The sequence below is a fragment of the SAR202 cluster bacterium genome (genome assembly GCA_016872355.1).
Taxonomy (GTDB): domain Bacteria; phylum Chloroflexota; class Dehalococcoidia; order Lucifugimonadales; family VGZY01; genus VGZY01.
Window position 1 is genome coordinate 1 of sequence record VGZY01000074.1, and the last position, 14,313, is coordinate 14,313.

Genomic DNA, 14,313 nt, shown 5'->3' on the forward strand with positions numbered 1-14,313 from the left:
CTGAGGCCCGCAGTCCTGCGAGCAAGGCGAAGAAAAGCTCAGGCGGGCAAGCGAGGAGAGGGGCGTGCTGGAGACGGGTCCGTCTCCAGCACGCCCCTCTCCTCGCCCAAGGATCGAAAGCCGGCTCAAGATCACCCTTGGAGATCGAGACTGATTCAACCAAAACCAGTGGTACTGACAAAATCACTGAGCAGTAAGACTGACAAAGTCATTGAGCATTGACATGGAGTAGCACATTCAGGAGCCGCGTTCCTGCGAGTCTAACAGCCCGGTGGATTGTTCGTCAATAGGAGTGGTTTGATATTCTAGACAATTTAACACTATTTAAGCAATTAAGGGGCAAAAGCAGAAGGGCCCCCGAAGGAGCCCTCCCGTCAATTCACGCCCGGTTAGTGACTAGCAGTCGCCGGCGGCAGAAGTCTCAAGCTGCTCGATAATCCTGCCGGAAGTGTTCCAGCAGTAGTAGTATGTCGTCGTAGCAACGGACAGGTAGTCGTCACGCCCGAATCGCCCTGGAGTCTGACGACCCTGAAGGCGTCACGACTCTGACGATCAACGACCAGACCGTCACTACCACGGTCTACAGGCTCCTCACGCCTCCGCGTGACTTCCCTTACTTCACGCGCAAGGGGAGGAAGATGCTCGCCTCCGCAGAGGCGTCCCCATCCAGCGTGGGAGAGGGTGAAGCGGTCACGTACACGATCACCATATGGAACATCAAGGGCAAGACCGTTAACCTCACAGAGGTCCACAGCGTCATTCCCGAAAGTTTCACATACGTTAACAACACTTCGGTGATGCGCAACCACTCGGCCGCCGTGATATCCACGTCCAATCCGTCTGAAGATGACAGTGAGCTTACCTGGGACGCCCCGAACGGCACCAGGATTCTGGCGAACGAAAGCGCTACGATGGTGTTCAACGCCCTCGCCGCTGACGAGCCGGGCGTCTACTGCAACGAAGTTTGGTCGGAGCTGGGCGGGAAGAAGAACCGCTCCGGCATGGTCGCGAAGGTCACCGTAGGGGAGACCGAGGAGACACTATGCGAGGGCAAGGTGTTCTCTATCGACAAGCATGTCTCTCCGGATGTCGTCTTCGGAGACACTGAAACAACCTACACCTACACGATCACCTTCACCAATGAAGGGACCGAAGCCCTCAACGTTAAGCGAATTACCGACTACATAAGCGATGACGAGTTCGACTACGTTTCCGGCTCGGTCTCCACTACACCCGCTTCACTGGGAGACGAGCTTGGCGAGCCGGGAGTCAGCAATAAGCAGGGCCAGAAGGAGTTTGTCTGGAACCTCGCCGGAGACGGTATCGAAATAGGGCCTGGCGATGAATGGTTAATCGAATTCCAGGTCACCGGCGAAATGCACCGCGGATACTACAGCAACGAGGTGATCGTCGAGTTCGCCGGCGGAGATAATTTCGAAGACCGGCTCAGCGGCGAGACCGCAATAATAACCGTCATGGACGTCTTCCGCGTCACCGTGGAGACAGAGAACACCACCTATATCTGCGATGTCTGGGTCACCGACGACATCGACGTCGGCCAGGCGCAGACGGTGGACGCCTGCATGGTCGGCCCCAACGGCTCCTTCGCAGGCACGCAGACTCCCACGGCCACGCCCGGCGGGGCCGCCACGGCCACGGCCACGCCGCCCGTTACGCCCACCCCTACCATGACGGCCACGCCGCTCGCCACGCCGACGCCGGGCGGCCCCACGCTGACTCCGACGCCGACGCCGACACATACGGCCACGCCCACGCACACGCCGTCGCCGTCCCCAACCTCGACCGCCACCCCGGTCCCGACGGCGACGCATACACCCACGCCCACGCCGACGCCCCAGCCGGGAGGCTTCGTGTGGCTGGACGACCCCGTGGACATCAGCCTCTCCACTACCGGCAGCTGGCAGACCATCAGCCTGGCAGACCACGTCCCATCGGGCGCTGGCGGCGCCATCGTCGAGGTCCTGAATACCGGCGGCAGCAACCGCAACGGCGTCCTACGCGGCACGGAGGATACCCGCAACTACATGAGCAGCACAAGCTACGGCAGGCTGGAGGCGGAGAACCACACCTGGACCGTCATCAAAATCGACGATGACCGGGAGGTCCAGGGCTACATCAGCCACACGGACGTGGACTTCCGCCTCATCGGCTACACGACAGGGGAAGACCCGTACTACTTCGACACGCCGCCTGACTTCACGCCGTCCACCACCGGCGCGTGGACTAATATAGACGTGTCCCAGTATGTGAGCGACGACGCCACCGCCGCCATTCTGCTCATGTACAACACCTCGAGCAACGAGCGCGACTACGGTGTCCGGGAGACTACGAGCTCCTTCAACACCACGAGCCGCGAAATCAACGCGTACGCATACACAATGTACATCGTTGGACTGAACGCGTCCGGCATATTCCAGGCGCACATGCAGGACACCAACGTCAAGGTCTACCTTGTGGGCGAGATACGTGACTCCATGGTGATGTACGGGGACGACGTAGGCGTCGTTGACCCGTCTACGGGGTCATGGGAGTCAATCGATGCGGATACGTACTCAGTTCCTACGGATGCCAATGGTCTCATTCTCTACGTAGAGAACTCGCACAACAGAAGCGACCGCGCATTCAGCGTCCGCCACGGGAACGGCTCCGATACGGTCACGAAGGACATTGGCGGCAACACTCACGTACAGGCGCCCGTAGGACTGGCCGAAAACAATACCTGGTACGAATACATGGAAAGGGCAGATTTCAACGTATACATCGCGGGATACACACTACCTCCCCCATGAGAACCCTACGATGGTACGTAGTTCTTGTTGTAAGCCGTATTCCGTGCAAAATTAGTCACTGATATGACCGAATCGCCCTTAAACAACCGAAAGCACATCGGAACACGCAGGTCGCAGCGCGGCTCCGCGCTGACGATTGCACTTGCGTTCATGGTCTTCGCCGTGCCTGTTGTCGTCGCGGGTCTCACCCTGGCCAGCACGCTTCTGCTTGACTCCCGCGTCAAGCTTAACGATTTCGAAAGCCAATACACCCGCCTCGGCGCGAGCATACTCTCTCACCACCTGCTCACCCAGGACGCCCCCACCTCCACCACCACGGTATCCTCGGTAGTGCTCAACGGTACTACCGTTACTACCACTATCGTAATGAATGAGGTCCCTCCGGGCTCGCTGACGGTGCCTGCGCCTTCCGAGGCCGGCCGCGAGTTCAGGACCGAAAAGAGCGTCCATCCCACCAGCACAGCGGCAAACGTCGACACGACCTTTACCTACACGATCACTGTCACGAACATGTCCGCCGTCAGCCAGACGCTGACGGGGATGTACGACAACCTTCCGTCCGGCTTTGACTACATCACGGGGTCGTCTTCCGGTGTGACAACTGCCAACCCTACGAAATCGGGGCAGGAGATCAGGTGGCTGGGGCTAAGCACCAGCGTTCCCTCAGGGGATACGGTAACCCAGATATTCCAGGTGACGGCCAGGAGACCGGCGGGAGTCTACTGCAATGAAGCATGGGTCACGCCGGGCGGATATGAGTTCACTACATCCGGCCTCACGGCGGACGTCAAGTTCGGTAGTCCGTCATCACTCGAGTGCCCGGGCAAGTCCGTCCGGTTCTCCAAAGCGGTGAGTCCCAGCGTAGTAGCGGCGGGGACCGAGCATACCTTCCACTACTCCATCTCAATGCAGAACAGGGGTAACTCAACGCTGGTAATGAACAGCATTGAGGACCTTCTGCCGGCGGGGTTCACATATGTGACCGATTCGGCTCAGGGCCTCGTGTTTTCAAATCCCACCCAGACAAGTGAATCCGGACGTACGCGTCTCACCTGGACCGGTTCTTTCAATATTCCGGCCGGCGGGACCGTGACCCAGGAGTTAGATGCCGTCGCCACTCCTGCTGCCGGCGACCACTGGAACGAGGCATGGGGGGACTTCAGCGCTCTGGGTTACACTGCCTACACGTGGCCGTCCGCCCGCGTGGAGGCACTGACTGCTGCTGTATCGACCACAACCGACGGCCACAAGACGTTCCAGTGCGTTATTTGGATCAGAGCAGGTAAAGTAGTCATCAACAGCTGCAACATGCAGTGACCGCCTCTTCTTTCCACAGTGCCCTCGCCGCTCGTATATACTAATCTGTACACTATCCAACATGTATGCGTCGGTAACGGACAATGCGCCTACGATCGGCCATCGCCTCACTCCTTATCGTTCTTCTATCAGTCTCCTGCGGCAGTGGCGCCGAGGAGCCTGGGACCAATGCGCCGGTGCACATCGGTTCCAGGGATGAGCTCATTGCCAGGGCCGCGGAGGCCACCGAGAAGCTGAATACGGACAAGTGGCTGGAGTTCTACGAATTCAAGAGCCCCAGGTCCGTGGAACCCCGCTTCCCTTATGGCCTTCCCGGCGTGCAGCTCTGCACTCCCGACCAGTTCATCTACGACACTAGTGAGCGGCTTGCAAAGCTCAAGTTCGCGAATGGCCTCGACGAGACCGACCGGGTGCAATGGTCCGTTGTGGACGCGACAATTGACAAAAATATCGGCCTTGTAACGATGTCCGTTCAGAACTCCGGGCAGCCAATGGCGATCGATAAAAAGGACTACTTCGGCGAGAACGATACCGGCGTCCGCTGGATCTACCTCGATAACAACTGGTGGCAGGAGGACGAGGACTGGCTTGAGGGGTGCCACGACCAGAGGCTGGGGAACTAGGACAAGGATACTCGCGAGCGCTTAATGAAGATACTTGGAATCGAGACGTCGTGCGACGAGACGGCGGTCGCCGTAGTTGAAGACGGGCGGAAAATACACTCTAACGTCGTCGCCTCGCAGGTCGAAATACACGCAAAATACGGCGGCATCGTGCCAGAAGTGGCGTCGCGCCAGCACCTGCTCACCTTTGTGCCGGTGGTCCGCGAGGCACTGGAGCAGGCGCAGGTTGAGCTCCGCGATCTGGACGGCATAGCAGTCACCAACGGCCCCGGGCTCGCCGGCGCGCTGCTGATCGGCGTGAACGCCGCCAAAGGCCTTGCACTGGCGAACGACATCCCGCTTATCGGCATCAATCACGTCGAAGGGCACATCTACGCCGCGTGGCTGGACGGCGCGGAGCCGGACATCGACCCCGGCTTCCCCCTCATGGTGCTGATCACATCGGGCGGACATACGGACCTGGTGCTGATGCGCGGGCACGGCGACTACATCCTCGTCGGCCGAACGCGGGACGACGCGGCGGGCGAGGCGTTCGACAAGGCGGCGCGGGTCCTCGGGCTCGGCTTCCCCGGCGGCCCGGCGATCCAGCGGGCCTCCGCAAAGAGCACTACTCGCGAGCAGCCGTTCCCTCGCCCACGGATCAAGGACTCGCTGGACTTCAGCTTCAGCGGTCTCAAGACGGCGCTATTGCGCCGCGCCGAGGAGAAGGGGTGGTACCCGCCTTTTCAGGGCCGGGAGTTGAGCGAGGAGGAGGTGGCCGGCGTCGCTGCGGCCTACCAGGAGGCGCTTGTGGACTCGATGGTCGGCAGGACTATTGAAGCTGCGGAGAGGCACCGCGCAAGGGGAATCGTGCTGGGCGGCGGTGTGGCCGCGAACGCGCTCCTGCGGAAGGAGATGGCCGCAAGGTCTCCGCTGAAGGTTATCGTCCCGCGGCCAGGACTGTGCACGGACAACGGGGCGATGATCGGCGGGGCAGGGTGGTTCCACCTTCGCAATGGCGCGCGCCACGAATGGGATATGGACGTCATCCCCGGCCTGAAGATCGGCTAGCGGGGGGCGAAAACGATGACCGGGGCGGCCGGGGCCGGCGGTTTGGGGTGGAGCATCTCGCCGCGCGTCTCGAACAGCTTGTTGGCGAAGGCGTAGACGCTTTCCGCCGCATCGTGGTCCACGGCCACCTGCAGCTGCGAAGAGCCCGCGCGGATAGTCGCCTGGAGCGACGATGGCGCAAACATCTGGTCGACGATCAGGTAGATTCCCATTGCCGCGATAATGACGGCTGCGACGACGTCCAGCACGTCGACGTTCCACACCCGCCAGACGGCAATTGCAACAATGAACGCAACCGCGCCCCAAACGTAGCCGCCGAAGCTGTTCGGTCGGTGGTCCGCTACTTCGAAGGCGACCACATCGGCCAGGGAGACGAGAACGCTCTCACGGGACTTGCTGGCTGCCCGAACGTGCATTACCCTGCGGTTCGTAAGCACCAGGAGTTCAGCGGATGTGGCCGCCTCTTTGGATTCCTTGCTCCCTTTGGGCTTCTTCTTGAGGTCCAGTGTGGTCGCGACCTGCTCGCCGTCCATCAACCGGACTTCGGCGAACCCAATCTCTTCGAGTGCCACGTCTCTTGTCCTCCGCCAGGCCGGCAGTGCGCCGGCGGCATGCTGATGTTACCACGGCGCAAGCGCAACTCCAAGCTGGGGCGAGCTGCCTGGCCCCGGCCTCACCCCGCCTTTGTCCTGGACACGTGGATGACTCCCTCCACGCCCTCCAGCTTGGAGAAGAGGCGGCTAAGCTGGTCTATGCCTACCACGTAGACTGTCAGGGTGATGATGCTGACGTCCTGCTGCTCCTCGGTGGCGGCCATGGCGATGTTGATGCCTTCTTCGGAGACCAGCGCCGTAATATCTCGCAGCAGGCCCACGCGGTCCCAGGCTTCAATGCGCACGCGCACGGGGTAGAGTGTCTGCGCCTTGCCCCAGCTTACGGGCACCAGCCGCTCCACCTCGGACTCGTTAAGGATGTTAGGGCACGAGTTGCGGTGCACGGTGACGCCGCGCCCGCGCGTGACGTAGCCGATAATCGCGTCCCCGGCAATGGGGTTGCAGCACCGCGCCATGCGTGTGAGCAGGTCTCCCACGCCCAGCACCTGAATACCGGAGGCGGGACCGACCAGGGGTACCACAACCGCGTGCTCCTCCGGCGGCTTCGCCTCCTGGGCCGTAACCTTGCTGATCACCTGCGAAATGGCAAGCGACCCGTTGCCCAGCGCGGCGTAGAGGTCGTCCGGCGAGTCCATCTTCATCAGCTTGGCGACGTCAGTGTCTTCCAGGCTCAGGTTCAGGCGGCGGAACTGCTTGTTGAAGATGTCCCGGCCGATCTGGATGTTGGCCGTCTTCTCCTGCCGGTTGAACCACTGCCGGATCTTCTCCCGTGCGGAGGCGGTGCGCACGTACCCGAGGTTCTGGTTGAGCCAGTCCAGGCTCGGCCCGCGCACGGTCTTGCTCGTCATGATCTCCACGGTGTCGCCGTTTGAGAGCTGGTAGTGCAGGGGAACGAGCTTGCCGTTCAGCTTCGCTCCGATGCACCTGTGGCCGACGTCTGTGTGAATGCGGTATGCGAAGTCCAGCGGCGTCGCGCCGGCGGGGAGCTCCTTCAGCTCACCCTTCGGGGTGTAAACGAACACCTGGTTCTTGAAGATGTCTGTCTTGAAGGACTCAACGAACTCCTCGGCGCCGCTGACGTCGCGCTGCCACTCCAGGATCTGGCGCAGCCATCGCATCTTCTCCTCGAAGCGCACGTCCGAAGTGCCGCCCTCCTTGTACAGCCAGTGAGCGGCCACCCCGTATTCGGCCAGGTGGTGCATCTCGTGGGTCCGAATCTGCACCTCCACGGGCAGGGCGTCCTCGCACAGCACCGCGGTGTGGAGCGACTGGTAGAGGTTGTCTTTGGGGTTGGCTATGTAGTCGTCGAACTGGCCGGGCAGAGGCCGCCACTTGCTGTGGATTACGCCGAGCGCCGCGTAGCAGTCCTGAACCCTTTCCACGAGGACGCGCAGCGCGAACAGGTCATAAATATCGCCGATCGTCCGGTTTTTGGTGGCGTAGGACTGCGCCTTCTTGTAGATGCTGTAGATGTGCTTTGGCCTGCCGTAGACTTCGGCCTCGATGCCTGCCTTTTCGAGCTCTTCTTCGAGCATCATCCGCACGCGGTCGATGTACTTTTCCCTCTCGACGCGCTTTGTCGAGAGCATTTTGGAGATCTCTTTGTAGGCTTCAGGGTTGAGGTGCTGGAAGGCCAGGTCTTCGAGCTGCCATTTGATCTCCCAGATGCCCAGGCGGTGGGCGAGGGGAGCGTAGATGTCCAGAGTCTCCTGCGCGATGATCTTGCGCTTTTCCTCCGGCATCCACTTGAGGGTGCGCATATTGTGCAGGCGGTCCGCCAGCTTGATGAGCACAACGCGGATGTCCTCGGCGAGCGACATCAGCATCTTGCGCAGGCTGGCGGCCCGGGCCATGTTGTCGTCCGGAGTGCGCGTGGTGGACATGCCAAGGCCGTGCTCCGCCGCCAGAAGCTCAGTCTTGGTCAGCTTTGTGACACCGTCCACCAGCCTGGCCACGTCGTCGCCGAACTTCTTAGCCAGCTCCTCTTTGGGGACGTGGCAGTCCTCCATCACATCGTGAAGGAGTGCAGCGGCGAGGGCGTTGGGGTCGAGTTTCAGCTGCGCCAGGTACAGCGCGGTCTGGAGCGGGTGCTCGATGAAGGGCTCGCCAGACTTCCGCATCTGGCCGTCGTGGGCCTTGGCGGCGTACTCGTACGCCTCCTTGACGATCTTCATGCGGTCTTCGGGAAGGTACTCCGCAGCCTTCGAAATGAGCGTGTCAACTGCGGTTGTCATGTATACCTCCGGGCTATCTCCCCAGTATATCGTCGCACCTACTGCACCGCAATTTGCGCAACCCCGTGGTATCCTAATATCTGCGTTTCCAGACTTACCCTACCACCCAGGACCCTACCATGCCGCAGCAGTTCCAGGCCCCCCGAGGCACGTCCGACGTCCTCCCCGAGGACCAGAAGTACTGGAGATACATTCAGGCCAAGGCCGAGGAGACGGCCGCCCGCTTCGGGTATGAGCGCATCGACACCCCGATGTTCGAGGATGCGAAGCTGTTCGTCCGCGGCGTCGGCGAGACGACGGATATCGTTGAGAAAGAGACCTACACCTTCGAGGACCGCGGCGGCGACATGGTCACGCTGCGGCCGGAGGGCACCGCCCCGGTCTGCCGGGCGTACCTGGAGCACGGAATGCAGAACCTGCCGCAGCCGCTGCGCCTTTACTACATTCTGCCGATGTTCCGCTACGAGCGGCCCCAGGCCGGTCGCTTCCGCCAGTTCCACCAGGTGGGCATGGAGGCCATCGGCGATCCGGGCGCCTCGATTGACGCTGAGGTGATAGAATTCGGCTGGAGGCTGCTGAGGGCGCTCGGGCTGAACGATATCGCGCTGGTGCTCAACTCAATTGGCGACCCAAACTGCCGCCCGGCGTACCTGAGGAGGCTCAAAGAGTATTACCAGGGGCGGGTGGGCGAGATGGTGCACCAGGACTGCAAGCGCAGGCTCGAGCGTAATCCGCTGCGACTGCTGGACTGCAAGCAGGAGGCATGCCGGCCGCTAATCGCCGGTGCGCCGAACAGCATCGATAACCTTTGCGCGGAGTGCGCCGCACACTGGGAAAAGCTCAAGACGCACCTGGCCGCCATCGGCATCAGCTACACGATCGACAACCGGCTGGTCCGCGGGCTCGACTACTACACCCGCACTGTTTTTGAGTTCATCCCGCCAGTTGCAGGGAGCCAGAGCACGATTCTCGCTGGAGGCCGGTACGACGGGCTCATCCAGGAGCTGGGCGGGAAGCCCACGCCCGGCATCGGCTTCGGCATGGGCATTGAGCGCATCATCCTGAACCTCAAGCGCGTGGGCGCTCTCTCTGAGGTGAAGCCGCAGACGAAAGTACTCGTCGCACACATGGGGGAAGCGGCGATGCAGGCCGCAATGCCCATCGCGTCCGGCCTCCGCGACAGTGGCATTACGGCAGTGCTGGGCCCTGCGGGCCGGAGCCTCAAGAGCCAGCTACGATACGCCCAGTCCATCGGCGCCACGCACGCCGCAATCCTCGGCGATGAGGAGCTTGCGAAGGGCGTCGTCGTGCTGAAAGACCTTTCCCTGGGTGAGCAAAGGGAAGTGGAACCGTCCGGCGTCGCATCTGCCCTGGAGGCAGCCAAGCAGGCGGTCTAGCGACAACCCGCCATACCTAATGCGCAGAGTGCTTCGTCCCACCGTTCGTAGCGGCGCTCATGATTTTCGCCTGCCCGCCTGCTTCGAAGACCAGCTTGCGCGTGGGGAAGGCGATCTCGATGCCTTCCTGGTTGAAGCGCTTGTGCAGCGCCGGGATGTAGGCGTCCCTTATCGCGAACTGGGAACCGAAGTCCTTCGCGCGAAACACAGTGTTGAAGTTGATGTTGGAGTCCCCAAACTCGAAGAACCTCACGACGGGCGTGAATGCCTTCACCGCTCCAGGCTGCTCCTCCGCCACCTTCGCCGCCACCTCGAGGGCCACTTTGCGCACATGTTCCAGGTCACTGGAGTAAGAGACGCCGCATGGCACCACCATGGCCACCTCGGAATTGGGCGCCATGTAGTCAGTTACGATGCTGTCCGCCAGCTTGCTGTTCGGGATGATGACGATGTTGTTCAGCGGGGTCAGGATCTTCGTCGTGCGCCAGCCGATGTCCTGGATCGTGCCTGTCGGACCGCCTTCTATCTGGATCATGTGTCCCGCGCCAAGCCTGCCATCGGAGACCAGGTAGGCGCTCGCAATGAAGCTGCTCAGTGTCGGCTGGAGAGCGAGCGCCACTGCAAGACCGCCGATGCCCAGGCTCGCCATCAGCGGGCTCACCGAAACACCCAGGGTGTCCAGCGCGATCATCAAGGTCACGGCGTAGATAATCGCAATCACGACTCGTTGCGCTATCGGGAGTAACCGGTCGTCCAGGTCGGACTCTGTCCTTGATGCAACCTCTGTGCTGTACCACTTGCCGAACGCCGATACGACCCGGTGCAAAGCAAAGCCCGCCGTGAAGATAAGCACGGTCCGGAATACCGCCTCAAGGGTGCCCTGGTATGCGTCTAAGCTCTTGATGATCGTCAAAGCGGCGTACGTGTTGACTACGACTACCAGGAGGGTGATGGGTGACCTGAGGGCGTGTACGACAAGGTCGTCCAGGGTAGTCTTCGTCTTCTTCGTTATCTGGTGCAGTACGCCCTCGAACACGAAGTTGACGATACGTGAGACAAGGAAGGAGGCGGCGAATACGCCGAATGAGAACGCTATCTCGTAATACCAGTGGTCGTGGATGAACTCGGGCAGCATCGTTGTCCTCGCCGTTACGCCTGCGTGTCCCGCAGGCCGGGCAGCACAAGAGAATACACCTAAAGCGCGATTCGCACAATGCCTATCATGAATGAAGTTTCACGGGAAGGTGTGGTATCCTGCGCCGCAGAATTCTTCCGCGCGAGGTGACTTGTGGCTGCCGCACCTTCCATAACCGCTTCCACCATCGCGGCGCCGCCTGCATGGGCGCTGCTCCAGCGCGCCATCTTCGACAACACGGGCCGGTCTGTAGAGCTCTTCATGCAGAAGTACACCGAGCGCAACGGCAGCCCATACTATGCCGACGATATGGACGATCTGTACGAGTGCGCTTAAAACTGGGGCCACTTCTATGCCCTCGGCGGCGGCAAGGATACCCTGGACCGTGCCCTCAGGTTCTGGAACGCCGTGACCCGATGGGGCGACAGCAGCTATGCGAGCCGCCCCAGGCACCCGCACTGGATGCGCGGCAATGTCCGGGAGGATTTCAAGCAGCAGCTAACGAACGAGTACTGGAACACAGCTCGGCCGCATGGGGCTGAGTGGCACCACCAGGGAGAGGCCAACCACTCCTTCTACGGCTTCGGCCTGCCGGACCCTACCATCTCGGAGAACGTCCGCCGCGCCAGGCGCTTCGCGGCGATGTTCATAGGTGAAGACCCATCCGCGCCGAACTGGGATGCGAAACACAAGATAATTCGCTCGCCGATGCACGGCAGCACCGGCCCGTACCTCAAGACCAACGTGGAAGAGGTCGCGTGGTGGCTTATCGGTGGGATGCCGCCCACGTCCGGACCCAGGTACGGTCGCCGGGCCTCCCTCAACCCGTGGATAGACGACCTATCGCTCACCTGGTATGAGGACCCGGCACTGGCTGCAAAAATCGTCAAGCTGTTCGAGGACGTCGTTCTGAACGGCGACATCGCCAACAACCTGGCCGCCACCGGGCTTGTGACCAACGTATACCTGTATACAGGCGACGACAAGTACAAGCAGTGGGTGCTGGACTACACGGAGGCGTGGATAGACCGAGCCAAAAAGAACGGCGGCGTCATCCCGGACAACGTCGGACCCACCGGCAAGCCGGGCGAGCAGCGGAAGGGCGAGTGGTGGGGCGCCCTGTACGGATGGCAGTCGCGCGGGTTCAAGCAGATAGCCCATGGCATGACCATCGCCGTCGAGTGCGCGCAGCTCCTGACCGGAGACAGCGGCTACTTGGAGTTCCTGCGGTCTCACATCAACCTGCTGCTGGAACACTCTATGAAGGGTGAGGACGGCCAGCTTCTCACACCGATGAAGTACGGCAAGATCCCGGCGGCAGACCAGGTAGCTGCACAGCACGCTGTGCAGCAGGGCAGGCCCAAGGAAGCCCCAGGCTGGTTCGAGCACGCTCCTATCGTCGTCCAGGAGGCAGTCGCCCTATACCATGCATCGATGTCCAGGCAGGACTATGAGCTGATCGCCCGCATCCGCTCGGGTGACGTGCGGCGGAAGTGGGACGGCGTTAAGTCGGAGGGTGAGAAGAACGCCGGCGACTCCGAGATGTGGCGCTTCCAGTACTACGACGGCAAGCTTCCAAACTGGCCTGAGCGGTTGATGGAGGCCGAGCTGGCATCACTCAATCGCGTCTACCATAGCATGGTGAACGACCACCGCGACGTAGAGACGATTATTCGCGAAAACCGGTTTGCATTGCAGTCGCAGTGCGTCGCCACCAAGGGCCTTATCCAGATGACGATGGGTTGCCCTCAACCCGTGTACAACGGCGGCCTGGTGCAGGCCACCGTGCGCTACTTCGACGCGGACCGCGCCCGCCCCGGCCTGCCGCAGGACGTTGCCGCGCTTGTGGACGAGCTGTCCGGAGATAGGGTAGGGGTGCAGCTGGTGAACACGAGCCGGTCGGAGACGCGCCGCCTGATAGTGCAGGCGGGAGCGTACGGGGAGCACGCGTTCACGGAGGGGGGGCTGGGGTCATTGACCGAAACCAGCACCCAGCACTCAGCGCCCAGAACCCTGCGCCAGTGAACGGCAAGCATTTCGAGGTGGTACTGCCGCCATCGACCGCCATTCGGATCAGCGCCGGCATGAAGCGCTTCGTGAACAGGCCTTCCTACGCCTTCCCGTGGCACGGCGATACGATTCCCGTGCCATTCCAGTAAGTCGCGACCCCTTGTAGAGACGTCCCGGCGGGGCGTCTCCACAAGGGAAATGCCACCACGTGATGTATAATGTGATGTATAACAGGAGGCGCAGATGGGAAGAATGGTGCGGAAGCAAATATACATCGAGCCTGAGCACGAGGAGATCCTCAAGCGGCGGTCAAAGGAGCTTGGCATCAGCGAGGCCGAGCTGATTCGCCGCGCCATCGAGTCGGTGGGCGGCGGCGCTGCGCGGGTCTACAGCGATAAGGACGCGTGGCAGGAAGAGATCGATTTTATGAACGAACGCAGAAAGATGCCTGCCGGCCGGGTTCGGACGTGGACCCGTGAGGATATTTATGAAGAGCGCCTCTCCGGGATTTCTCGTAGACACTAATATCGTCGTCTACGCATACGACACCGGCGAGGGGGAGAAGCAGGTCCGGGCTCAAGCCATACTCACCCAGCTTGAAGAACTTGCGCTCGGTTCTCTGAGCGTTCAGGTCCTTGGGGAGTTTTTCAATACGGCTACCCGTAAATTGGACTTTCCCCTTTCCCAGAGCCAGGCGGAGCAAAGGCTGTTCAATTTCGTGGACCGCTGGCGAGTCTTCGATCTCACCCCTGCCACTGTCCTGGAGGGCGTTCGCGGCGCGCGGAGGTACCAGCTCTCGTACTGGGACGGGCTCATCTGGGCCACGGCCAAGCTCAACGGCGCGCGATGCGTGCTCTCTGAAGACTTCAGCGACGGCCTCCTGCTGGAGGGCATCCGCTTCCGCAACCCCTTGCTTCCATCCTGCTCGCTGGTGTAGCCTTCCTATCGCCTGATCGCTCAAATGTCCCCTATGAAGCCGGTGTTCTATCTGCGAATGGGGGGGGGGTGCTCGCAACACGTACCCTAGGCCATCCAATGCAGTTCCAGCTCAAGCGCGTCATACTCTTTTGCAACGATATTGAGAAGGTGGCCGAGTTCTACGAGCAGAAGCTCGGCCTCAAGC

Annotated in this window: 11 protein-coding genes and 1 pseudogene; 9 read left to right on the forward strand and 3 right to left on the reverse strand. The window is 61.3% G+C overall.

The features are described from left to right. The first annotated feature begins 638 nt into the window (after positions 1-638). From FJ319_12425 to tsaD, 4 genes are all read left to right on the forward strand, one after another. A complete protein-coding gene (locus FJ319_12425) occupies positions 639-2,810 on the forward strand; it encodes a hypothetical protein (GenBank protein ID MBM3935083.1) in 2,172 nt (723 codons plus the stop codon). A 63-nt stretch (positions 2,811-2,873) separates the two neighbouring features. After that, positions 2,874-4,127 (forward strand): DUF11 domain-containing protein, encoded by a 1,254-nt coding sequence (locus FJ319_12430; GenBank protein MBM3935084.1) that lies wholly within the window; start codon positions 2,874-2,876, stop codon positions 4,125-4,127. An 83-nt stretch (positions 4,128-4,210) separates the two neighbouring features. Further along, on the forward strand, positions 4,211-4,750 hold the full coding sequence (locus FJ319_12435; protein MBM3935085.1) for a hypothetical protein: 540 nt from the start codon (positions 4,211-4,213) through the stop codon (positions 4,748-4,750). Positions 4,751-4,774: 24 nt separating this feature from the next. Beyond that, complete coding sequence (tsaD, locus tag FJ319_12440) at positions 4,775-5,800, forward strand: tRNA (adenosine(37)-N6)-threonylcarbamoyltransferase complex transferase subunit TsaD (protein MBM3935086.1); 1,026 nt, start codon at positions 4,775-4,777, stop codon at positions 5,798-5,800. Here the strand turns inward: tsaD and FJ319_12445 are convergent. After that, positions 5,797-6,372, reverse strand: coding sequence for a hypothetical protein (locus FJ319_12445; protein ID MBM3935087.1), 576 nt, complete (start codon positions 6,370-6,372; stop codon positions 5,797-5,799). The genes tsaD and FJ319_12445 overlap by 4 nt on opposite strands. 101 nt (positions 6,373-6,473) lie before the next feature. Then, a complete protein-coding gene (locus FJ319_12450) occupies positions 6,474-8,648 on the reverse strand; it encodes a bifunctional (p)ppGpp synthetase/guanosine-3',5'-bis(diphosphate) 3'-pyrophosphohydrolase (GenBank protein MBM3935088.1) in 2,175 nt (724 codons plus the stop codon). Positions 8,649-8,767: 119 nt separating this feature from the next. On the opposite strand from FJ319_12450, the gene FJ319_12455 reads away from it, so the two are divergent. Then, positions 8,768-10,045 (forward strand): histidine--tRNA ligase, encoded by a 1,278-nt coding sequence (locus FJ319_12455; protein MBM3935089.1) that lies wholly within the window; start codon positions 8,768-8,770, stop codon positions 10,043-10,045. 16 nt (positions 10,046-10,061) lie between these two features. Here the strand turns inward: FJ319_12455 and FJ319_12460 are convergent, their stop codons facing one another. Further along, positions 10,062-11,180, reverse strand: a complete 1,119-nt coding sequence (locus FJ319_12460; GenBank protein ID MBM3935090.1) for a mechanosensitive ion channel family protein — start codon at positions 11,178-11,180, stop codon at positions 10,062-10,064. Between the two features lie 153 nt (positions 11,181-11,333). On the opposite strand from FJ319_12460, the pseudogene FJ319_12465 reads away from it, so the two are divergent. From FJ319_12465 to FJ319_12480, 4 genes and pseudogenes are all read left to right on the forward strand, one after another. After that, positions 11,334-13,339: pseudogene (locus FJ319_12465) on the forward strand (hypothetical protein). Positions 13,340-13,442: 103 nt separating this feature from the next. Further along, on the forward strand, positions 13,443-13,715 hold the full coding sequence (locus FJ319_12470) for a hypothetical protein (protein ID MBM3935091.1): 273 nt from the start codon (positions 13,443-13,445) through the stop codon (positions 13,713-13,715). Beyond that, positions 13,678-14,127 (forward strand): PIN domain-containing protein, encoded by a 450-nt coding sequence (locus FJ319_12475; GenBank protein MBM3935092.1) that lies wholly within the window; start codon positions 13,678-13,680, stop codon positions 14,125-14,127. The genes FJ319_12470 and FJ319_12475 overlap by 38 nt, the downstream gene beginning before the upstream one ends. A gap of 68 nt (positions 14,128-14,195) precedes the next feature. Beyond that, the coding region (locus FJ319_12480) for a VOC family protein (protein MBM3935093.1) at positions 14,196-14,313 on the forward strand (118 nt) is incomplete at its 3' end.

Coding starts and splice junctions, on each gene's coding strand:
- FJ319_12430 (MBM3935084.1), top strand. CDS start 2,874: ATGACCGAATCGCCCTTAAACAACCGAAAGCACATCGGAACACGCAGG.
- FJ319_12435 (MBM3935085.1), top strand. CDS start 4,211: ATGCGCCTACGATCGGCCATCGCCTCACTCCTTATCGTTCTTCTATCA.
- FJ319_12425 (MBM3935083.1), top strand. CDS start 639: ATGCTCGCCTCCGCAGAGGCGTCCCCATCCAGCGTGGGAGAGGGTGAA.
- FJ319_12460 (MBM3935090.1), bottom strand. CDS start 11,180: ATGCTGCCCGAGTTCATCCACGACCACTGGTATTACGAGATAGCGTTC.
- FJ319_12455 (MBM3935089.1), top strand. CDS start 8,768: ATGCCGCAGCAGTTCCAGGCCCCCCGAGGCACGTCCGACGTCCTCCCC.
- FJ319_12475 (MBM3935092.1), top strand. CDS start 13,678: ATGAAGAGCGCCTCTCCGGGATTTCTCGTAGACACTAATATCGTCGTC.
- FJ319_12470 (MBM3935091.1), top strand. CDS start 13,443: ATGGTGCGGAAGCAAATATACATCGAGCCTGAGCACGAGGAGATCCTC.
- tsaD (MBM3935086.1), top strand. CDS start 4,775: ATGAAGATACTTGGAATCGAGACGTCGTGCGACGAGACGGCGGTCGCC.
- FJ319_12450 (MBM3935088.1), bottom strand. CDS start 8,648: ATGACAACCGCAGTTGACACGCTCATTTCGAAGGCTGCGGAGTACCTT.